This is a genomic window from Alteromonas sp. BMJM2 (assembly GCF_027257845.1).
Taxonomy (GTDB): Bacteria; Pseudomonadota; Gammaproteobacteria; order Enterobacterales; family Alteromonadaceae; genus Alteromonas.
On sequence record NZ_JAPVOT010000006.1, the window covers coordinates 216,739 to 239,057 of the forward strand.

Annotated in this window: 20 protein-coding genes; 12 read left to right on the forward strand and 8 right to left on the reverse strand. The window is 45.3% G+C overall.

The features are described 5' to 3' along the window. The first annotated feature begins 7 nt into the window (after positions 1–7). The 9 genes from O9X84_RS09075 (at position 8) to rpoS (ending at position 7,632) form a co-directional block, all read left to right on the forward strand. Positions 8–1,723: a TIGR03545 family protein gene (locus O9X84_RS09075; protein WP_269519389.1), complete on the forward strand. Its 1,716-nt coding sequence runs from the start codon at positions 8–10 to the stop codon at positions 1,721–1,723. Between the two features lie 94 nt (positions 1,724–1,817). After that, positions 1,818–2,108 carry a cell division protein FtsB gene (ftsB, locus tag O9X84_RS09080; RefSeq protein WP_269519390.1) on the forward strand — a complete coding sequence of 97 codons (291 nt, stop codon included), beginning with the start codon at positions 1,818–1,820 and terminating at the stop codon, positions 2,106–2,108. A gap of 5 nt (positions 2,109–2,113) precedes the next feature. Beyond that, positions 2,114–2,860 carry a 2-C-methyl-D-erythritol 4-phosphate cytidylyltransferase gene (ispD, locus tag O9X84_RS09085; RefSeq protein WP_269519419.1) on the forward strand — a complete coding sequence of 249 codons (747 nt, stop codon included), beginning with the start codon at positions 2,114–2,116 and terminating at the stop codon, positions 2,858–2,860. Further along, positions 2,851–3,324 carry a 2-C-methyl-D-erythritol 2,4-cyclodiphosphate synthase gene (gene ispF, locus O9X84_RS09090; protein WP_163107546.1) on the forward strand — a complete coding sequence of 158 codons (474 nt, stop codon included), beginning with the start codon at positions 2,851–2,853 and terminating at the stop codon, positions 3,322–3,324. Before ispD ends, ispF begins: the two co-directional genes overlap by 10 nt. Further along, a complete protein-coding gene (truD, locus tag O9X84_RS09095) occupies positions 3,321–4,391 on the forward strand; it encodes a tRNA pseudouridine(13) synthase TruD (protein ID WP_269519392.1) in 1,071 nt (356 codons plus the stop codon). Before ispF ends, truD begins: the two co-directional genes overlap by 4 nt. Positions 4,392–4,484: 93 nt before the next feature. Beyond that, positions 4,485–5,120 (forward strand): protein-L-isoaspartate(D-aspartate) O-methyltransferase, encoded by a 636-nt coding sequence (locus O9X84_RS09100; RefSeq protein WP_269519394.1) that lies wholly within the window; start codon positions 4,485–4,487, stop codon positions 5,118–5,120. Beyond that, the gene (locus tag O9X84_RS09105) at positions 5,117–5,695 is read left to right on the forward strand and encodes a YqaA family protein (protein WP_269519396.1); all 579 of its coding nucleotides are present in this window, start codon (positions 5,117–5,119) and stop codon (positions 5,693–5,695) included. The genes O9X84_RS09100 and O9X84_RS09105 overlap by 4 nt, the downstream gene beginning before the upstream one ends. 1 nt (position 5,696) lies before the next feature. Further along, positions 5,697–6,563 (forward strand): peptidoglycan DD-metalloendopeptidase family protein, encoded by an 867-nt coding sequence (locus tag O9X84_RS09110; RefSeq protein ID WP_269519397.1) that lies wholly within the window; start codon positions 5,697–5,699, stop codon positions 6,561–6,563. Between the two features lie 76 nt (positions 6,564–6,639). Further along, positions 6,640–7,632, forward strand: coding sequence for an RNA polymerase sigma factor RpoS (gene rpoS / locus O9X84_RS09115; protein WP_269519398.1), 993 nt, complete (start codon positions 6,640–6,642; stop codon positions 7,630–7,632). Positions 7,633–7,764: 132 nt separating this feature from the next. Here the strand turns inward: rpoS and folA are convergent, their stop codons facing one another. The 4 genes from folA to rplU all read right to left on the reverse strand — a co-directional run bounded on the left by folA (position 7,765) and on the right by rplU (position 10,381). Next, the gene (gene folA / locus O9X84_RS09120) at positions 7,765–8,274 is read right to left on the reverse strand and encodes a type 3 dihydrofolate reductase (RefSeq protein ID WP_269519399.1); all 510 of its coding nucleotides are present in this window, start codon (positions 8,272–8,274) and stop codon (positions 7,765–7,767) included. Positions 8,275–8,379: 105 nt separating this feature from the next. After that, positions 8,380–9,549, reverse strand: coding sequence for an Obg family GTPase CgtA (gene cgtA, locus O9X84_RS09125; RefSeq protein ID WP_269519400.1), 1,170 nt, complete (start codon positions 9,547–9,549; stop codon positions 8,380–8,382). 247 nt (positions 9,550–9,796) lie between these two features. Then, entirely contained in the window at positions 9,797–10,054 is a 258-nt protein-coding gene (rpmA, locus tag O9X84_RS09130; protein ID WP_032095643.1) for a 50S ribosomal protein L27, read from the reverse strand. 15 nt (positions 10,055–10,069) lie between these two features. Beyond that, positions 10,070–10,381, reverse strand: coding sequence for a 50S ribosomal protein L21 (gene rplU, locus O9X84_RS09135; protein WP_032095642.1), 312 nt, complete (start codon positions 10,379–10,381; stop codon positions 10,070–10,072). 836 nt (positions 10,382–11,217) lie between these two features. Between rplU and ispB the strand changes: the two genes are divergently transcribed. After that, a complete protein-coding gene (ispB, locus tag O9X84_RS09140; protein ID WP_269519420.1) occupies positions 11,218–12,192 on the forward strand; it encodes an octaprenyl diphosphate synthase in 975 nt (324 codons plus the stop codon). Positions 12,193–12,283: 91 nt separating this feature from the next. Here the strand turns inward: ispB and O9X84_RS09145 are convergent, their stop codons facing one another. The 3 genes from O9X84_RS09145 to O9X84_RS09155 all read right to left on the reverse strand — a co-directional run bounded on the left by O9X84_RS09145 (position 12,284) and on the right by O9X84_RS09155 (position 16,752). After that, the gene (locus O9X84_RS09145) at positions 12,284–13,000 is read right to left on the reverse strand and encodes a ZIP family metal transporter (RefSeq protein WP_269519401.1); all 717 of its coding nucleotides are present in this window, start codon (positions 12,998–13,000) and stop codon (positions 12,284–12,286) included. Between the two features lie 127 nt (positions 13,001–13,127). Next, entirely contained in the window at positions 13,128–14,447 is a 1,320-nt protein-coding gene (pepQ, locus tag O9X84_RS09150; RefSeq protein WP_269519402.1) for a Xaa-Pro dipeptidase, read from the reverse strand. A 196-nt stretch (positions 14,448–14,643) separates the two neighbouring features. Beyond that, positions 14,644–16,752: a transglycosylase SLT domain-containing protein gene (locus O9X84_RS09155; RefSeq protein ID WP_269519403.1), complete on the reverse strand. Its 2,109-nt coding sequence runs from the start codon at positions 16,750–16,752 to the stop codon at positions 14,644–14,646. 624 nt (positions 16,753–17,376) lie between these two features. Between O9X84_RS09155 and fadB the strand changes: the two genes are divergently transcribed. Further along, positions 17,377–19,527: a fatty acid oxidation complex subunit alpha FadB gene (gene fadB / locus O9X84_RS09160; RefSeq protein WP_269519404.1), complete on the forward strand. Its 2,151-nt coding sequence runs from the start codon at positions 17,377–17,379 to the stop codon at positions 19,525–19,527. Positions 19,528–19,544: 17 nt separating this feature from the next. Beyond that, positions 19,545–20,708 (forward strand): acetyl-CoA C-acyltransferase FadA, encoded by a 1,164-nt coding sequence (gene fadA / locus O9X84_RS09165; RefSeq protein ID WP_269519405.1) that lies wholly within the window; start codon positions 19,545–19,547, stop codon positions 20,706–20,708. A gap of 58 nt (positions 20,709–20,766) precedes the next feature. Here the strand turns inward: fadA and O9X84_RS09170 are convergent, their stop codons facing one another. After that, the gene (locus O9X84_RS09170; RefSeq protein WP_269519406.1) at positions 20,767–21,735 is read right to left on the reverse strand and encodes an integron integrase; all 969 of its coding nucleotides are present in this window, start codon (positions 21,733–21,735) and stop codon (positions 20,767–20,769) included. Between the last annotated feature and the right edge of the window lie 584 nt (positions 21,736–22,319).

Consider the following 22,319-nt stretch of genomic DNA (forward strand, 5'->3'; position numbering starts at 1 on the left):
GTGGAAAATGAGTAGCAGTAGCAAGGGCAAATCAGTATTAAAATGGGTAGCTGGTTTTTTTGTGGTTATTTTTGCGGTGTACTTTTTGTTCGCCAACACCATTATAAAAGCTGTATTGGAATCAAAGCTTGGTGAATCCTATGGTGCCGAAGTGAATATCGACAGCTTCGATCATTCGCTATTTCCAACCACTGTTTCCCTTAAAGGTATCGCCCTTACCAATCCAACCAAACCCACTCGCAATCAAGTATTCGTAGGCGACGCCAATGCCGATGTTGAGCTAGCCCCTTTGCTAAGCGACCAAGTCATTGTTAACAACCTCAATTTACTCAATGTTCAATTTGACACTGAACGTACTTCACCTGGTGAAGTCTATCGCGTTCCTGAGCGCTCTCTGTCATTTGATGAAATGAAAGCAAAAGCACAAGATGCAGTGCCGTCGGTAGATGAACTTCTTGAGCGCAACCCCTTAAAAACAGCTGCAGCTGTGGAAAATGCTCGGGCCGCTTACGACACCTACGGTGAGGCATTAAAGTCTGATTATGCGTCGTTGCCTGACAAATCGCGGATTGACTACTACAAAACTCAAATTGCTCAACTTCAAGAAACCGACTTCAAAGACCCTCAGGCCCTTGTTCAAGCTAAATCAGCCTTTGATAAATTGAAGGAAGAAATGCAGGCAGATCGGGCTCTTATTTCCGACTTTACCGAAAAAGCCTCGAAAGCGAAAAGCGTACTTAGCGAAACTGCCAGCGCACTAAAAAATGCACCGCAAGAAGATTATGCCTTACTGAAAGGGGTGATTGCAGGCGACCAAGAAGCCTTATCTCAAGTTACCTACTTTGTATTTGGTGATAAGGCCGCGGAATACACTGAGTATTTAATGGCTGCCATGCAAATTGTTATGCCCCTAATTCAAGGCGAAGAAAAAAGTGAAGCGCCTGCGGATATTCCATCCATATTAGTAAAAGAAGCAAATGTATCGGTACTGTGGCAAGAAGAGTCTATTACGAGTAAGTGGAATAACATTACCAACGTACACGATGTGTTTGGTAACCCAACCACCTTTACTATTGAGGCCGCTGGTGAGTTATTGAAATCTTTTACCTCAAGCGGTGAATTCTACATTGATGGTGAGGGTGTAGACGCGAGCCAACAGTGGTCTCTTGCCGGCGTAAATATGGCCAACATACCGCTGTCTGGCAATGAGTCGCTTTCTGCAGTGTTGACTTCAGCATTAATGAAGACCGCAGGCTCTATGCAAATAACAGATAACAAGCTGACTGGTTCAGGAACCGTTGATTTGCAACAACTTGTTATGCAAGCAACTGGCGAGAGCGACACCACAAAGGTTATCGCCAAGGCTCTGCAATCGCTGTCTAGTCTTAATATGGACATGTTTCTTGAGGGCACATTGTCAAATCCAGACTTTAAAATTAAATCTGACTTAGACAATCAACTCGCTAACATGGCCCTATCTGAGCTTACCGCGTCACAGCAAGATAAGTTGGATGAGTTAAATCAAAAGCTCAACGCCATGATAGGCAATGAACAGTCGCTGATAAGCGGCGAACTAGGCGATGTAAACAGTATGATTAGCGCTGCTCAAGGTGATAGCGCAGCGATAGAAGAACTTCTTAAGTCTAAGTTGAACAACGTTGTTGAGCAGCAAAAAAACAAATTATTTGATAAATTAAAAGGCAAATTTGGGCAAGATGAGTAAAGCGTCTTTGACTCGACGCTGCTAAGCGGCATAATAAGAAAACGCAGGCGAAGACCTGCGTTTTCTTGCGCTCAATTAACTGTCAGGTGAACGTGTGTTAAAAGGTAAATGGCTTCCCATCGTGCTGTTATTATTTTTTGGACTTCTGCAGTACCGACTTTGGTTCGGTAAAAACAGTATTCCCGATTATTACAGCCGCAAGGCGGAAGTGAAAACACAGTCCCTTCAAAATGCCAACCTCTCTCAACGCAACGCCCTGTTAAACGCAGACATAAACGATTTAAAAATTGGCTTAGAAGCGATAGAAGAGCGTGCCAGAAATGAGCTTGGTCTAATTAAGCAGGGAGAAACTTTTTACCGAATTCTGCCTGCAGATGCGAAATGAATAGAATGACAAAGCCCCGTGTTATCGCGGTTATTCCCGCTGCGGGCGTTGGCAGCAGAATGCAAGCCGACCGCCCAAAGCAGTATCTTACCATCGCGGGAAAAACCATATTGGAACACACCATTGATGCATTATTAGCTCACAGCGACATCCACAGAGTCGTCATTGCTGTTAGCGCTGATGACGACTACTTTACCACCCTTAAACTAACCAGCGATGATCGAATAAGCGTTGTACAAGGCGGCAAGGAACGGGCTGACAGCGTGCTAAACGGCATTAAAGCATTACACGGTGATGAGTGGGCACTTGTTCACGATGCAGCACGCCCTTGTGTGTCACAAGACGATATTTCTGCGCTGCTTAATGTGATAAACGACAGCACCGTGACTGGCGGCATACTTGCTACGCCGGTGCGAGATACAATGAAAAGAGCAGTTTCAAATCAGGAATGCTCCACTACCCCTGCTAACTCTTCACTAAGCGTGGTGTCTCACACTGAAAGCAGAGCCAATTTGTGGCATGCTTTAACACCACAGTTATTTCCAGCACCCCTTCTGCTTAACGCATTGAAAAAAGGTTTATCCGACGGCGTTGAGATTACAGACGAAGCTTCGGCCATGGAGTATGCGGGATACAAAGTGGGTATGGTCAATGGCAGCCCGGCAAATATTAAGATAACGCACCCGGCTGACCTACCATTAGCAGAATTCTATCTACATCAAAAATTAAAGGCACCTTTTGCATGCGAATAGGACACGGATTTGACGTACACAAATTTGGTGGCGAAGGCCCCATCACCATTGGTGGCGTTAGTATAGAGCACACTCAGGGGCTAGTTGCACATTCCGACGGAGACGTATTACTCCACGCGCTGTGCGATGCCATATTGGGCGCTGCGGCACTTGGCGATATTGGAAAGCACTTTCCAGATACCGATGATGACTATGCTGGCGCAGACAGCAGAGTGCTGCTGAGACACGTTGTTAGTGTAGCGCGAGATAAAGGCTATTTGGTGTCTAATGCCGACATGACCATTGTTGCGCAAACGCCAAAGATGGCGCCACACATTGATGAAATGCGTGCACGGATTGCAGAAGACTGTAATGTTGATATTGATGATATTAACGTTAAAGCCACCACCACAGAAAAGCTTGGATATACAGGCAGAAAAGAAGGGATTGCATCACACGCAGTGGTGTTATTAAAAAAAGCATGAAACCATTAGATACCGAACACTGGCAGTATTATTTTGCCAAACCCGTCTCCACCGGCATTTTTAAGTTTCAGGCAGATGATTTTCAAGTCGTTGAAGACTTAGGCTACGAGCCATGTGGTGAGGGCGAACATCAGTTCATTTTTATCGAAAAGACTAACATGAACACTGCTTTTGTTGCTGAGCAACTGGCCAAGTTTGTCGAGCTACCGCTGAGACAAATAAGCTACGCGGGGCGCAAAGACAAATACGCCGTCACGCAGCAGTGGTTTGGCATACACGCACCGGGTGTAGAAGATTTTGATTTTAGCAATTGGGATCTGGAAGGGGTAAGAGTGATAAAGCAGTCTCGGCACAATAAGAAGCTGCGTACGGGCCAATTAAAGGGCAATCACTTTACTATTACTCTTAGACAAGTGGTGCACCCTGAAGCCATTACAGAGCGTCTCGAAGAAATTGCAACACATGGCGTCCCCAACTATTACGGTGAGCAGCGTTTTGGCGTCATGCGCTTAAACGACATGGGTGAAGTACAGCGCGGCGGCAACTTGGTGATGGCCGAACGCATGATTAACGGCGAAACCATACGTCATAGAAACAAGCGCTCTATGGCGTTGTCTGCACTTCGCAGCTGGCTATTTAATGAAGTGCTTTCTCAGCGACTAGAGCATAATATGTTTGATACTGCCCTTGCTGGTGACGCGCTTGTTTTATCAGGCTCGAATAGTTTTTTTATCAACCGTGACGATAAAGAAAAAAGCCAATCTCGTTATGTTGCAAAGGATGTATGTCCCTCAGCCCCATTATGGGGTAAAGGCAAACTTGCCACTGAAGAGGATGCAGCAAATATTGAAAATACCGTAGCGGCAGCTCACCCAGAAGTAACCGGTTTTCTAAGCGAATGTGGGTTTGAACAAGAAAGACGTGCCATCAAAATTTGGCCTTCAGACTTAACATGGCAGAGTAAAGGCGATTCGTTTACTATTTCATTCGGTTTGCCTAGCGGGTGTTTTGCAACATCGGTTTTGCGTGAATGTGTAGAAACGCTATCTCCTATTAACCGAGTATAAAATAAGCGTTTGTCCCTGTCGCGATGCGACCATTATGTGATGCATCATCACTCGCGTGGCGAAAATTAACAATATAGGAAAGTACGCAACATCATGAGAGCTTCTAGAAAAGGAGACGCATTAGCACAGCTGCTTTATAACGAAGGAATACGTTCACAAGCTGTGTTAAATGCTATTGCTGGCACGCCGAGGGAAGCGTTTCTTCCAGACGCATTGCAACATAAAGCATATCAAAACACGGCCCTTCCCATCGGTCAGGGGCAAACCATTTCGCAGCCTTACATTGTAGCGAAAATGACCGAACTTCTGTTAGAAAGCCCTAACAAGCCAGAGCGGGTTTTAGAAATTGGCACTGGTTCAGGCTATCAAACCGCGATTTTGGCACAGCTTTTTAGTCACGTGTTTAGTGTGGAGCGCATTAAATCTTTGCAATTTCATGCCAAGCGTCGCATGAACCAACTCGACCTACACAACATCGCTATGAAACATGGCGACGGCTGGAAAGGTTGGGAATCTAAGGGGTTGTACGATGCCATTATTGTTACTGCGGCTGCCGCTAGCCTCCCCCAATCTTTATGCGACCAACTCAAAGAGGGCGGCAGGCTAATTATACCTGTTGGAAACGAACAGCAATCGCTTCTTTGTATCGACCGCGTTGATGGTGAACTGCAAACCACCACAATAGAATCTGTCCGATTTGTACCCTTGGTTGCAGGAGATCTAATGTGAAAATTTTTGAGCCATGCTACGACATGGCCTTGCGGTGGGCTAAACACAAGCACGCATCAAAATACCTCGGTGGCCTAAGTTTTTCTGAATCTGTCTTCTTTCCTATACCTCCCGACGTTATGCTTGCGCCCATGGCAATGTCGCAACCTCATAAAGCGTGGCGATTTGCCCTTATTACCACCATCGCTTCAATTATTGGCGGAATAGCGGGTTACTGGCTGGGATACTTTGCCTTTGAAGCTTGGTTGGCGCCGCTTATCGAAAAATGGGGTTATACACACAAAATAGACACCGCCACGGGATGGTTTGAAACCTACGGTGTATGGATAGTGTTCTTAGCTGGCTTTTCACCTATCCCCTATAAAATCTTCACCGTGAGCGCAGGCTTCCTGCAGATGGCGTTTTTGCCGTTCGTTATTGCTTCTGCCGTTGGACGAGGCGCACGCTTTTTCTTAGTTGCAGGGCTGATGCGATGGGGAGGCGCCCCAATGGAACAAAAGCTCAGGCAGTATGTTGAAGTACTTGGCTGGGCAGTGGTTGTGCTAGCCGTTATTGCGTATTTAATTTTGCGATAAAATGAAAAACATTTTTTTCCGCCACTTGCTCATTTACACGCTTTTAACATTAATGATTGGGTGCGCGGGAAGATCTGCTCCTGCCCCCGTAGTATTGCTAAATAGTCAGGTAGAAAGCGGTAGTGAAGAATATACCGCTAGCACGTATAAAGTGCGGCCAGGAGACACCCTCTTTGCCGTAGCCTGGTTTACTGGAAATGACTATCAAGATATTGCAAAATTTAACAACATTTCAAAACCTTACACCATATTCCCCGGCCAAACATTACGACTAACAGCGCCTGTCAGCAAACCCGCACTTACTAAGCGATCAAATGTCACGACCACTCGGTCTACAGATCCGACCTCCCCCACTGTAACCAAAAGAGTGATTGACCAGTCGAAATCTCAGGCGTATGTTGAAGGTGAACAGGATGTTAAAGCACAAAAAAACACGAACGTCAAGAAGTCGACGGGCATTGTCAAAAAAACAGCGCCAACGTCATTTCCAGACAAAGTGGAAAAATGGATTTGGCCTGCAGAAGGTAAGCTTGTCGGTACTTTCAGCAAGGCGGAATCGGGAAACAAAGGAATTGATGTTGCAGGTGTACGAGGTAGCAAAATCGTAGCAGCTGCAAGCGGTAAAGTCGTTTACTCAGGTAATGCACTTAGGGGTTACGGTAAGTTAATCATTATAAAACATACCGACACATTCTTAAGTGCATACGCATACAACGAAACCATTTTAGTTAAAGAGCGTGAATGGGTTTATGCGGGTCAAAAGATAGCCACAATGGGTAGTAGCGGCACTGATTCGGTAAAACTTCATTTTGAAGTTAGGTATCGCGGGAAATCTTTAAACCCATTGAGATATCTGCCAAAACTATAAAATAACAAAAATAAATAATAATAATAAAAGACAAAGGAGAAACGTCATAAGGTAACCTTTAAGCAGGAGATTCACCATGGGTAAGTCAAATAAAGCCTTAGAATCAAAGTCTCAAGATGACTTAAACGTCATTGAAGTACCAGAAGAAGTTAATGAAGATGAAACAGTATCGAGTGATACTGATGCTGAAAGTAATGACACCGTTTTTAACAAAAACGAGCAACCGAAAAATTTAGACGCAACACAACTGTACTTAGGTGAAATAGGCTTCTCGCCACTGCTTACTGCAGAAGAAGAAGTATACTTTGCCCGCCGTTCACTCAAAGGCTGTGAAGCCTCTCGCAAACGAATGATTGTTAGCAATTTACGCCTAGTGGTGAAAATTGCACGAAGATATAACAATCGCGGTCTCGCCCTTCTCGATCTTATTGAAGAAGGTAATTTAGGCCTAATCCGCGCTGTCGAAAAATTTGATCCGGAACGAGGGTTTCGATTCTCTACGTACGCTACGTGGTGGATAAGACAAACTATCGAACGCGCTATCATGAATCAGACGCGAACTATTCGCCTCCCCATCCATGTTGTTAAAGAGTTAAATGTTTATCTACGGGCATCAAGAGAACTCTCGCAGAAACTTGACCATGAGCCAACCGCTGAAGAAATAGCGCTGGCACTAGACAAGCCTGTTGAAGACGTGACTAAAATGCTGCGTTTGAACGAGCGAATTACATCGGTAGACACCCCCATTGGCGGTGAAAGTGATAAAGCGCTTCTTGATATCATTGCTGATGAAAAAGAGTTCAGCCCTGAAGAGACACTTCAGGATAACGATATTAAGGGCAACATTGTTACTTGGCTTGAAGAACTAAATCCGAAGCAACGAGAAGTACTTGCACGACGCTTTGGCCTATTAGGCTACGAGCCCTCGACATTGGAGGATGTTGGTGCCGAAATAGGGCTTACACGAGAGCGTGTACGTCAGATACAAGTAGAAGCATTGCGTAGATTGCGTGACATGCTTAGCCATCAAGGGCTGTCTCTTGAGAGCTTATTTGATCAAATGAAATAAACACAAGCTAGTACTCAATTGGGAGTTAGCACGTAAAATAAGATGATAGTAAAATGCCGAGCTCATTTTGAAATGAACTCGGCATTTTTTTATAGCAGCGAAATCACTCCGAATTTGCCCGCCAATGACAACCTACTTAATGTCACGCTGAAAGGTAACAAAAGTATAAGCGTGCTTATTCTTTTCATCGCTCTTGTGTGACTCTCTTTGTGTTTCTATCCAACTTCCGCTAGCGTGAAAATCAGGGAACTGAGTATCTCCATTTACCTGTAAATCGATAAAGGTTAAATACAGCGTTGTGGCTGCAGGTAAAAATGCATCATAAATAGTTCCGCCGCCGATAACCATGACCTCATCGATATTATCGGCAGACTGCGCTTTTGCAGCTTCTAAGGCTTCAGCTTGGGTGTGCACTACTGTGGCGTCTGCCAGCGTATATTCTTTGTTGCTGGTCATTACAATATTCGGTCTGCCAGGTAACGCCCGCCCTATAGACTCAAAGGTTTTTCTGCCCATGATGACCGCCTTACCCAAGGTTACCGACTTAAAATGCTTTAAATCTGCAGGCAAATGCCACGGCATGTCGTTATCAGCGCCAATAATACGGTTTTCTGCCATGGCGGCTATCATTGCTATTTTCATCAATATCTCACTACAAGCATACGGTTACTAAATGATATATACAAAAAAGCACGACAATCATCGTGCTTTTGCGCTTTCAACTATAAGGGCGTATTGACCTTCGTATTAGCGACGGTATTCCACATCTACATCGTAGTCGTCTTCGTCCCAGTCTTCATCGTCGTCTAAGTCATCGACCAAATCATCATGGGCTTCAAGGGTATTACGATGATACGTATCCCACTTAAATTCAATGTCTTTTTTGTCGCCTTCTTCCTCAATTTCAGTAGGAAGAGTTTCAATAAAGTTCATTACATCGCGACACAGCGGGTCGAGATTGAGCTTTTGGAATGCTGATATTTGATACACCGGACCATCCCATTCAAGCGAGTCTACCACCTTCTGACAAATTTCAGCAGCTTCTTCCTCGAGTAACAAGTCGACCTTATTAAACACAAGCCAGCGCGGCTTCTCTGCTAATTTTGGACTGTATTTCTCAAGTTCTTGCACAATGGCTCGGGCATTTTCTGCAGGGTCGGTTTCATCAACCGGGAATATATCTACTACATGCAATAAAATACGGCAGCGTTCTAAGTGCTTTAGGAACTGAATACCTAAACCAGCGCCTTCTGCAGCGCCCTCTATTAGACCGGGAATGTCCGCAACAACGAAGCTACGCTGAGCGTCTTGACGAACCACACCAAGGTTAGGCACCAAGGTAGTAAACGGGTAATCGGCTACTTTTGGTTTAGCCGCAGACACTGAGCGAATAAAGGTGGATTTACCTGCGTTTGGCATACCTAGCAAGCCGACATCTGCAAGCAGCATTAGCTCAAGCTTTAGGTTACGAATTTCGCCCGGCGTACCGTTTGTCTTTTGGCGCGGTGCGCGGTTGGTACTACTTTTAAAGCGCGCGTTACCAAGACCGTGAAAACCGCCCTGAGCCACCTTTAGCTGCTGACCGTGACGAGTAAGATCGCCAAGGACTTCGCCGGTGTCTACATCGGTAGCGCGGGTTCCTACTGGAACGCTCACATTTAAATCTTGGCCTTTTCTACCGATACAATCGGAGCCTTGACCGTTCTTACCCCGTTCAGCACGATGAAATCGCTCGAAACGATAGTCGATCAATGTATTTAGGTTTTCATCAGCAACTAAGAATACGCTGCCGCCGTCACCACCGTCGCCACCATCTGGGCCGCCTTTAGGTACGTATTTTTCCCTTCTAAAGCCAATTACGCCGTTTCCGCCATCTCCGGCTTCAACACGAATTTCAGCTTCATCTACAAATTTCATTTATCACTCCGGGCAATGTTGCCTTGGGTTGTTGCTTAACACTAAGAACCTTTAGTTTACACCACAATACGCACTTTCGCGTAGTAGCAAACTCAAGGATATAAAAACAAATGACGTTTAAACATTCAATGCAAATAGCGCTATATGTACATAGGCGACGTTGCTGCATCAATATAACGTCTCATAAAACAAAAAACCCCGCAAACGCGGGGTTTTTGAAAGCTTTCTTGGCTAGTTAGCGTAATGCTTACTCGCCGATGATGCTTACAAACTTACGGTTCTTCGGTCCTTTAACATCGAACTGAACTTTACCGTCTTTAAGTGCAAACAACGTGTGGTCTTTACCGATACCCATGTTGTCACCAGCGTGGAAACGAGTACCACGTTGACGAACAATGATGTTACCAGCAAGAACAGATTCACCACCAAAGCGCTTAACACCTAGGCGTTTACTCTCTGAATCACGACCGTTTTTGGTGCTACCACCAGCTTTTTTGTGTGCCATGTGTTCGTGCTCCTCTTATGCGTTGATACCAGTGATTTTCACTTCCGTGAACCACTGACGGTGACCAGCTTGCTTACGAGAGTGCTTACGACGACGGAACTTAACGATAGTTACTTTATCGCCACGACCGTGTGTTACCACCTCTGCAGTCACCTTACCACCAGCAACGTTTGGTGTGCCGATTTTTACGTCGTCACCGTTGCTTACCATTAAAACTTTGTCGAATTCAACCGTTTCGCCTGGGGCTACTTCGATTTTTTCAAGACGAACGGTTTGGCCTTCGGCCACACGGTGTTGTTTACCGCCACTTTGGAAAACCGCGTACATAGTTAACTCCGCTCTGCGTCCACTGACGCTTCAATTCAAAAAACAGGGCGCAAATTCTACGTGAAACATCTGTAAATCACAAGCCCGATTCGTAGAAAAAATGATTATTTTTCCAACATGAGTTGGATTATGCCTCAATTGCCCATTTGATGCAGCTTTCAATCACATAAATATGGATAAAAAATGAAAAAAAATGAGATGACGATGTTTTTTAAGCGTGTTTTTCTACAAATTTGCGTCGAGTCGGGCCTTGCGATCATTTTAATTGGCTAGCTTTTATCAGTACGATCCCACTAATGGGATGCTTTCTTTCACTATCGGATCCCAACATCGATCACAAGAGATCGCGCCGGTGCACGGTTATGTAAATCGAAAACCGTTGTTTTGAAATACAGGAGTTCACTACTCGATGCAAAATCTGATTTATTTATTCTGCTTACCCTAGACAAAAGTAGTAATTTGGTGGGAAATACGCTCACTCACCAGGTAAAAAATAGGAAAAATACGTATTTTGACAAGAAAAACGGATAAAGCCGCTAAATTTAGCAATATCTGACATTACAGTAGAAAACCTATCGTGGATGCTTGCCTTAAAAGTGTCACAAGGGAATGGTAAGAAATTATATAGGGTATTGATCCTTCATGAATAAACGGTGCGAATTGTTTGTTCATAGTCAAAGTCATGGTTTTAACCCTGAGACGCATTTTACTCTTTATATTTCAAATACGTTAAACTGTGATTTTTTGGGACAATTGGGTGGATAGTATATGGTATTAGGGTACAATCGCCTTCAATACAGCACCAATCGTAAGAGTAAGTATTTATTGCCATGCCTATGGATATAGACCAAATTCGCGCACTGTCTAGTGACGATATGCAAGCAGTCAACACACTGATTCAAGAGCAAGTGGACTCTGACGTTGCACTTATCAATCAACTTGGCTTTTACATTGTTAACAGCGGTGGCAAACGCTTACGTCCTCTTCTTACGGTACTTAGCGCGAAAGCAATGGGTATTGATAATAACGATCATCATACGCTGGCTGCTATTGTTGAGTTTATTCATACCGCCACCTTACTTCATGATGATGTGGTTGATGAATCGACTATGCGCAGAGGTCGAGAAACAGCGAACGCAGTTTTTGGTAACCAAGCATCTGTTTTGGTTGGCGATTTTTTATATACCCGCTCATTTCAAATGATGGTAAGCCTTAAGCGCATGCGAGTTATGCAGATATTGTCTGAAGCGACAAACCAGATTGCCGAAGGCGAGGTGTTGCAGCTAATGAACTGTAACGACGCCAATACAACGGAAGCCCGTTATTTTGACGTTATCTATGGTAAAACAGCCCGCTTGTTCGAAGCTGCCACACAACTTGCGGCAGTATTAACAGATCAAAGCGAGGCCATTGAGCACGCAATGCAAGAATACGGTAAGCATTTAGGCACAGCGTTTCAATTAGCCGACGATTTGCTTGATTACATGGCAGACAGTGAAGAGATGGGTAAAAACGCAGGTGATGACCTAGCCGAAGGCAAACCCACACTGCCCTTGCTATACGCCATGTGGCATGCCCGAAACGAGGACGATAGAACGCTGATTAGAGACGCCATCGAGCAAAGTAATGGCTTAGCTCACTTAACTCGAATTCAAGGGATTATGGAAGCGACGGGCGCACTTGACTACACCAGACAGTGCGCACAAAACGAAGTTAACATGGCAATAGACAGCCTAGCGTCTATTCCAGATTCACAATACAAAGACGCATTAATTTCGTTAGCTTACATGTCCGTAGAGCGAACTAGCTAGTCAATATAATCCATGCGCGATTATAAGCAGACTCGGTTGCTTATTCAGTATAACAGGGTAGCCATTAGTTAAGTCGCTTTTACTTATGTCGCTACCCTTCTAGCATATGCCCGATAATGCCCACCAGAAAACCCAATATTCCTCCTAACGGCGGTAGCCAATGATTTTCCACTCGTATTTGCGGTGCAATATCCTGAAACACCGAATACAAAATGCCCCCGGCTGCAAACACCATAATGCCGCTAGTGATGACAGGAAATTGGGCTAGATAGAAGTACCCAACTAAGCTAAAAATGGGGCCGAGCATGGCCATCAACACAAAAATAAAAATTAACTTTGTGCTGCGCTTTTTATTCTTCGGCACCATTTCACGATAAGCATTGAACCCTTCTGGTAAATTTTGTACCACAATTAACGCGCCTAACAGCATGGTTGACCCACCAAGTGCCGCTGTTGCACCTAATGCAATAGACTCAGGCACAAAGTCACTTAGCATGGCGGCAAACTGACTGCCTGCGGTCTTCTTTTTCGCTAAATAGATATCAAGAAACATAAACGCGAGTGCGCCGCAGATGAAACACGCTATTGCTGCAAAAAGAGAGAGATTCTCTACCCCCTTTGGCACAAGCACTAGCCCTACCGCCGATATCAAAGCCCCTGCCCCTAAGGCCAAAATACCATGGCGTATCTCCTGCTCTCGCCACTGAGGCTGAATATGCTCATAGGTGGCCAGTACGGCTCCTGCTGGCATAGCTAGACCCGCAATGGTCACAACAATAAGTAGATTAATAATGCTGGCGTCGAACATAAATTTGCGCTTCCAATGTGCGTGTTAAAGGGGCTTATTGACTCGGTTACACCTGTTGATATCTATGAAAGCCAACCAAAAAGAGCAGCGATTCGCTGCTCTCTTTCAATGTTTGTGACTAGGCCGTTTAATTAAGATCGAGATCTCGCGTCATATTTTCGTTCTTATCACGATGCACAATAATGTTGTCTTCTATACGAATACCGCCAAATGGCTTGTACTTATCTACCGTGTCCCAGTTTATGTATTTTGACGCTGGCGTTGCTTTTAAGTCTCGCAACAAGCTTTCAATAAAATACAAACCTGGTTCAATAGTAAATACCTGACGAGGCTCTACGACACGAGTACAGCGTAAAAACGGATGATCTTCCGGCGCCGTTTTCGGTGTGCCTCTATCATCATTAACAAGCCCGCCTACATCGTGTACCTGTAAACCAAGAAAATGACCAATACCATGGGGGAAGAAAGTACGTGTTATTCCCATTTCAACAATGTCTTGAGGCTTTAGGTTAACTACACCCGTGTCGTGAAGAATTTGCGCAATACCGTCGTGTGCCAGTAAGTGAATATCGGTGTATGCCACACTAGGCTTCAGGCTGTCTGCTAATGTTAGCGTGACGTTGTCTACCGCTTTTATCAAATCTGCAAATAGAGATGAGTTTTGGCTGTAGGTTCTGGTGATATCTGCTGCGTAGCCGTTGTAAGTGGCGCCTGCGTCAATAAGAAACGAGCGCGATGTTTTAGGCGCAATATTGTCGCACTGCATGTAGTGCAAAATAGACGCGTGTTCATTTAAAGCAACAATACTGGTGTAGGGCACGTCGTTGTCGCCCTGTCTGCACGCAGCGGCATACGCCAAGTTGATATCAAACTCGCTCTTACCTTCGCGAAACGCTTGTTCTGCAGCTCGGTGACCGGCCACGGCAAGCTTATTCGCTTCACGCATACAGTCTAGCTCGTAATCTGTTTTATAGGCGCGTTGATAATGCAAGTAATGCAGTACCCTGTCTGGATTCACGTTATCGAAGCCAAGGGCTTTCGCCACCTCGATATACTCGCCAATATACGCCATACGAGATTTATCGTAAGGAAGGTGCTTTTCTACTGCATCGGCCTGTTGTAGCAACACAATGTTAAAGCTGTCTGTCCAGAAATCGTTGGGCTCTGGCGGCACTTTGTGCCAAAAATCTTCAGGGCGATAAAAGATAAGAGTTGGCTTATCTTCACCGTTAACAACCAACCAACAGTTAGGGTTATCTATTACCGGCAACCACGCTTTAAACTGCGGGTTCACTTTAAATGGATAGTGGTTATCATCTAAAAATAAACGCTTGCCTTGGCCTGAGTGAATGACTAAACCGTCTAGTCCTTCACGCTGCAATGCTTCGCGTGTTCTAGCTTGTAACTCTTCTATATGCTGTTCGTAGGTTGCATTATGGTGCGACATAGCCCCTCTTATTTTGTTCGTTGTTAGTTTTCTAATGCTGTATTACTGACGTTCACTCTTGTACGAGTATACCATGAGCCTGTGCTCTTATTTATACCCCTACGATAAACTGCAGCCCAGCAGTGTTAACTTGCCACCTGAGCTGTGGCGTTAATGGTACAGCCAAGTTCGATTGACCTAAAAGCTGACAGCGCCCTTATTTTGGCGCTAACTGCATAACACCGGTCACTGGATGTGTACTCACCGCGTCTGCCGATGGGATCATATCCGAGGTAAGCTGAGGAAATATGTTATTGCTGCTGCCAAGCTGCTGCTCGTATATATGTTGATACGTCATTACCGCTTTTACGTAAGCGCGGGTCTCTTTGTAAGGGATATTCTCAATCCAGATGTCCACCGGCAGCGCTTCATTCACGGGCAGCCACTCTAACACCTTTCTCCACCCGGCATTGTAAGACGCCGATACCAGTACCGGGTTATTATCCAGTTTATCCATCAAATAGCGCAGGTACTGCACGCCGTACTCTACGTTCTCATTAACATCAAAAAGCTGACTGCGACTGACTTTAGTTTGCGCTACATATTTTGCCGTGCCGGGCATTAACTGCATTAATCCTGCGGCGCCAACAGGCGATACAGCATCACTTCTAAACGAACTCTCTCGCCGAGCAATAGCCATCGCAAACGAGGTAGAGATATTGTGTGCTTCTGCCTTTTCACTAAAAACGTCGTTAAAGGCAAGAGGGAAGCGTCGCTCTACATCATCCCAATAGCCACTTCTCGCAAAACTGTTAATTGCTTGGTCGTACAACCCCCACTCATAGGCCAGTATCCCTGCATCAGTTATCTGATCGTTCGGGATGTGACTTAGCAAGTAATACCACTCTCGCCTTGCTTCAGTCGCGCGGTCAAGACGAAAAAACTCCACTGCCCGCAAGGTGGCCGGTGTTACTGCAAGCTTGGCAATAGCGTTGCTATTTTTAGGTGCTGGATTGTTTTTAAGCGATGGAGAAGTGTTGATATGCGCACTTGCCATAAACCCATAGTAGTGACGCTCTTGTGCTAGCTGTTGATAAAGCACGGCGGCGCGCATGGGCTGCTCTGATTGTTCTAGCGACCGCGCAAGCCAATACCGATAGTTGGCTTTACGTTGTAATGCTTCTGGCGCGTTTTCAATAATTCGAATGACCTCGTCAAACTGCTTTGTACGAAGAAGGTGAGATACATGCCACAGGGTTATGTCTTCGTTAGCGCCGGGCGCATCTGCCTTCTCTAGCCAATCATGAGCCTGTGGTGACTTATCTAATGTGTAGCTAAGGGCAATTGCACGATTGATTACATGGCGCTGCGCTGCCGAAAATATCTCTTTTTCGTCATATCTCTCATATACATTTGCAGCTAGTGTAGGCTGTTGCCACGCCAGTTTTTCAAGAGACCATACCAGCGCTTCTCGCTCGCTCTGAACGTTCTTTAAGGGAAATAGCCTACTTTGTTGAACACTGCTGACATTGCGTGTAACCGATAACCAGATATCAGCAATATACTGTTCGCTTGCGGGAAGCTGGCGCTTTAGATAAGGAATAATGCGTCTGTTCTTTTCTTTAGCCGCAATTTCAATGCGCTTAATCACCATAGCAGGCGACATTAATCCTGCTTTTTTCCACTTTGCAAAAAGCGGATCGCATTCATCAGGTTGAGACTGACCGTGCAGCCACAGGGTGTCTACTTCTCGCAGTACTTGCTTTGCTGGCTCGCCATTTTGTAAACGGTAGTTAAGTGAAATACAGGTAAGTTTTGCCCCCATTCCGCTACTATAGCTGTCGAGAAAGGCCTGTTGGTGATTGCGTTTGGCCAAATAATTAAGCCATTTGTATCGCAAGCCATAGCTCACTGGCTGCCCGCGGTAGTCGTGCAGAAACTGCTTCACGTCGCGCTTTGTGCGAATAGACATGGTGCGCTCTAGTTTTAAGCGCAGTAAATAAGGGTACAGGGGATAGTCTGCCAGTGCGTAAATTTCACCGTCGAAGTCGTTAATACGACGACGTGAATACGTACGCAACTTTTCTTCTAGCGTAAGAAAGTGCTGGCGTTTTTCAGCGTAGACGTCTGGCGGCAAGGTGAGTGATTGGGCTTGCGTGTGCTGCTGAGCAGCATGTAAAGAAGAAAATGGCAGTGCACAGAGCACTAGCATAGCGCAATTTAATAAAAAAACGGCCCGCAATAGTTTATTAGCCCGCAATGCGTGTAAGCCAAAAGCGGTGTCGCGAAGACGATATACGCGCGACCAATAGTTATATGTAGACACAAAAAGCCCCCTACCCTGAAATGAACTCAACTTGTTTTAAACTAGCTTTGCACTAACGTGGAAAACGCCGAGTTACTCGTTATACCTAACTCATAGAAATGGCAATGGCCGTTCATGAGTGGCATATGTTGCTGTGATAACCGCATTAATACCGCATATGTAATAACTAGCTGTGTACTTACTTAATGGTTAGTAAACACTTTATGAAAGCGCGATAAACGCCTAGCAAAAGCTACGTAATGCGAGATAACAGCTTGGCTCCATGCCATTGAAGATGTTGTGCCGACTGCCTCTATTCATGTTTTACATCGTTAGCAATGCTTTACAAACATAGGCAGACTTATTGTCGATTATTCTTATATTGGATTGGCGCTTTGCGCTGATTATGCTCATTATACAACCACCAATACCGAAATGAAGCGTGAATTCACTATTTACTCTTGAATTTAAGTCATCCGACCACTACCTTATGACACATTGAAACAGATGTTTGAATTTTTGTTGAAATTTTGTGTGGCTTTGTAAAACCTGTAGCCACCCTAACGCGTTAGTAAATTGATACTGCCCTACAACACAGTTGGATTTAATTTACTAACATCCTGGCCAATGCCGAAGGAGATGATAATGATATACACAGGCAAAAGTCTTTCCGTCAGTCCGCTAGATGACGGCTTTGCTGAGCTAGTATTCGATGCTGAAGGTTCAGTAAACAAGTTTGACCGTCAAACGGTATCTGAACTTGACGAAGCAACTAAAGCGCTCGTTGCCAAAGGCGACGTAAAAGGCTTAGTAGTTCGCTCAGCAAAAAGCACCTTTATTGTGGGTGCTGATATTACCGAGTTCACTGGCCTTTTTGCCATGGACGATGCAGAAGTACTAGAGTGGGTGGCTAACACCTCACAAGTATTCGACCGCTTTGAAGATTTACCTTTCCCTACAATTGCAGCGGTAAACGGTTTTGCACTTGGTGGTGGTTGTGAAATGGCGCTAGCCTGTGATCTTCGGGTTGCTGACACCACTGCAAGCATAGGTTTGCCAGAAGTAAAACTGGGCCTTATGCCTGGATTTGGTGGCACAGTGCGTTTACCACGTCTTATTGGTGCCGATAATGCACTAGAGTGGATGACAACGGGCCGCGACAGAAAAGCAGCTAAAGCAATGGCTGAAGGCGCTGTTGATGCGGTAGTGGCTCCAGAAGCTCTCGCGACAAGCGCGCTGTCGATGCTAAAAGATGCAGTGTCAGGCGACCTAAACTGGGGCGCTCGTCGTGCTCAGAAAAAAGCGCCACTTCAACTGAATAAAAACGAAGCCATGATGAGCTTCTCTACCGCGCAAGCCATGGTGTTTGCACAAGCAGGTAAACATTATCCTGCGCCACATAAAATGGTAGAAACCGTACAAAAAGCGGCTGGCATGGACCGTGACGGCGCACTTAAAGTTGAAAATGAAGGCTTTGTAGCACTGGCAAAAACTGATGCGGCGAAAGCACAAATTGGTATTTTTCTAGCCGACCAGCTAGTAAAAGGCAAAGGCAAGAAACAAGCAAAAGCCAGCAAGAAAGACATCAAGCTTAATGCGGTACTAGGTGCAGGCATTATGGGCGGCGGTATTGCTTACCAAAGTGCCGTAAAAGGTATGCCGGTAGTGATGAAAGACATCAATACTGACGCACTCGACCTAGGCCTTAACGAAGCGGCCAGTATTTTAGGCAAAGGCATGAAGCGTGGGAAAGTAGACGCGTCTAAAATGGCGAAAACGCTGAACGCTATTACGCCAACCCTTGAGTACAGCGCCATCAAAGATGCTGACCTAGTTATTGAAGCGGTAGTAGAAAACCCGAAAGTGAAAGGGATAGTGCTTAAAGAAACAGAGCAAAACGTTGCCGACGACGCAATTATTTGTTCTAACACATCAACTATCTCAATTAACCAGCTTGCAGAAAGCTTAGATAAGCCAGAGCGTTTCTGTGGTATGCACTTCTTCAACCCAGTGCACCGCATGCCGCTAGTTGAAATTATTCGCGGTGAGAAAACGTCTGAAGACACTATTAACGCTGTTGTGGCAACAACACTTCGCATGGGTAAAACGCCTATTGTAGTGAACGACTGCCCAGGCTTTTTAGTTAACCGCGTATTGTTCCCATACTTTGCTGGCTTTAGCCAACTATTGCTTGATGGCGCAGACTTTGTCGCTGTTGATAAAGTAATGGAAAAACAATTCGGTTGGCCAATGGGCCCTGCTTATCTTATGGATGTAGTAGGCATTGATACTGGCGATCACGCGGCTGACGTTATGGCTGCAGGCATTCCTGAGCGTATGGCACGCCTTGGCGATGACCCAGTAACCGTACTTTATAAAGAAAAGCGTTTAGGCCAGAAAAACGGCAAAGGGTTTTATAACTACGGCAAAGACAAGCGTGGTAAGCCAACGAAAGTGGCTGCCGATGAAGCATATAGCCTGTTAGCTCCTATCGTTTCTGAGAAGAAAGATTTTGACGCACAAGACATTATTGCTCGTCTTATGGTGCCAATGGCTAACGAAGCTATCCGCTGCCTAGAAGAAGGTATTGTAGACAGTGCTGCAGAAGCAGACATGGCGCTACTATACGGCTTAGGCTTACCGCCGTTCCGCGGTGGTGTTTTCCGTTGGATTGAAACAATGGGACTAGCAAACTTTGTTGCACTTGCAGACAAGTACGCTGACCTTGGCCCGATTTACCAAATTTCAGATGGCGTTCGCAAGATGGCTGCTGAAGGTAAATCTTACTTCGCTTAATCCTTAGGAGAATATAAATGAAAGACGTCGTAGTAATCGATTGCGTACGCACCCCTATGGGACGCTCTAAGGGTGGCGTATTTAGACATGTTCGTGCAGAAGACCTTTCTGCTGCACTAATGACTGCGCTATTAGAGCGCAACCCAAATGTAAACCCAGCTGACATAGAAGATATTATTTGGGGCTGTGTACAGCAAACCAAAGAACAAGGCTTCAACGTTGCACGTAACGCACAGCTGCTTACACAAATTCCACGCACCACAGGTGCGGTAACCGTTAACCGTTTGTGTGGCTCTTCAATGCAAGCCCTTCACGATGCCACCAGTGGCATTATGAGCGGCCGCGGCGATATTTACATGATTGGTGGAGTTGAACACATGGGTCACGTGCCTATGAACTACAACATCGACTTTCACCCAGGCCTTGCGAAATACACCGCAAAAGCATCGGGCATGATGGGGATGACTGCAGAGCTACTTGGTCGTCAAAACGGTATTAGCCGTGAAATGCAGGACGCCTTTGGCGCTCGCTCTCACCAGCTAGCACACAAAGCACACCTTGAAGGCCGCTGGGCCAACGAGATTGTGCCTGTGGAAGGTCACGACGCAGACGGTACGCTTAAGCTGATTAGTCATGACGAAGTTATTCGCCCTGAAAGTACAGCAGAGAGTATGGCGGCCCTTCGCCCTGTATTTGACCCTGTGAACGGTACGGTAACGGCGGGTACCTCTTCGGCACTTTCTGACGGCGCATCAGGCATGTTGCTTATGTCTGCCGATAAAGCGAAAGAACTAGGCTTAACGCCACGTGCGAAAATTCGCGCAATGGCAGTAGCAGGTTGTGACGCCGCAATTATGGGTTACGGCCCAGTACCGGCAACACAAAAAGCACTTAAACGCGCAGGTTTAACGATGGACGACATTCAGTTGGCCGAGTTTAACGAAGCGTTTGCTGCTCAGGCACTATCTTGCGTTAAGCAGTTAGGCTGGATGGATAACCTGGACGATAAAATTAACCTTAACGGCGGCGCTATTGCATTAGGTCACCCATTAGGTTGTTCAGGCGCTCGTATTTCAGGTACCTTGATTAACCTGATGGAATCGCAAGATGTAGAGCTAGGCTTAGCCACCATGTGTATTGGATTAGGCCAAGGTATTGCTACTGTATTTGAACGCGTTTAATTAGTTAAACACGTTTTATTGAAAGGGCCTTCGGGCCCTTTTTTGTTGCCTACCTCCTTTATTTCAATACTCTAGACAGTGGACTAACCACGCCTTGCGCTCCTTGTTGCAGAACATGGGTGTAAATTTGTGTGGTTTTCACGTCAGAATGACCTAATTGAGTTTGCACAGTACGAATATCAGCGCCAGCTTGTAACAGGTGCGTAGCGAAGGAATGACGGAGTGTATGCGGCGTTACCTTTTTCTTGATGCCGCACACTTTCGCCGTATTTCTAATGGCCTTTTGAATACTTGATTCGTCGATATGGTGTCGACGCACTTTTTGATTTTCTGGGTCGACGGATAGCCGCGATGAAGGGAAAAGATAGTGCCAGCCCAACTGTTTTGGTGCGCATTTATATTTATCGCGCAGCCTATGGGGTAAATAAACCCCTTCATATTTGGGGTTTTCTAGATCAGCGGCCAAGTAATTTTCAACCATTCCGATTTGCCGAGTAAGGCCTGGCTTTAATTCAGAAGCCAAGGTAACAATACGGTGTTTACCGCCCTTTCCATCCCAAATGCGAATAGCGTTATAGTCGAAATCTATGTCTTTAACTCGTAGCCGAACCGCTTCCATTAAACGTAACCCGCTTCCATACAATAACGAGACAGGAAGCTTTACATTTGCCGGTATTCGAGTGAATAGCGATACAACCTCATCTTGCGTAAGCACAACTGGTAGTTTGGCCTGCCTGCGGCTAGCAACAAAGTTGAGCTCTAGCGAGAGCGGACATTCCAAAATATCGCGGTAAAGAAACGCCAATGCATTCAACGCACTCGCTTGTGTAGCCGGCGCAACATTTTTAGCATTCACCAAATGTGATAAAAACGCTTCAACTTCAATATCCCCCATTTGAGAGGGATGCCTACTATTGTGAAAACGAATAAAGCTGATAATCCACTTACTGTAAAGCTCTATGGTACGTTTGGCGTATCGGCGATTACGCATATGCTCGACCACCATTTGCATGAACATTGATTTCATTTTTTTATTTATTTTATTACTGGAAATAAACACAGCATTACGAGTTTTTGAGCTGTCGTAAAATAAAAAGGATAGATTCCGTACTTAAGTTCAGGATTTTCAGATACAAAGTATAGGATATTGATGTTACGGCAATTACATGCGAGGATGGTATTATTATTCGAGTGATATACGGAAATACTCCACCTTGCATAAAGGATTTTTTCCGTACATTAAATTGTTAGAAGGCGCCAGCCCAAACTGCGTTTCGCTTAATACAAATAGCAGTTCAACCGCCCTAACCTGCTGTTTCAAAAATCGCTCTGGCTTTTGGTGGTTTTAACTTCGCCGCTTCAACTTCACAGGTTGCGCAATAGGCGCTTTATCGCCAAGTTCTTATTTTCAGTCAGCAAGCGCCATTGCGTTTGTTAACTCAAAGGGCGGCTTGCTTCAGTCAAATCAAAAACATCAGTGCATAGTCGTTTTACTTGTTTGTGTTAATAATCAATCGTATGCTGGCTTTATTAGTTTTTAAAAATGCCAAGGGAACAGGCTCTGCTTCTAACAAAGCGCTTAAGTTCACTCCCTTCGGTCGCTGGGACGCT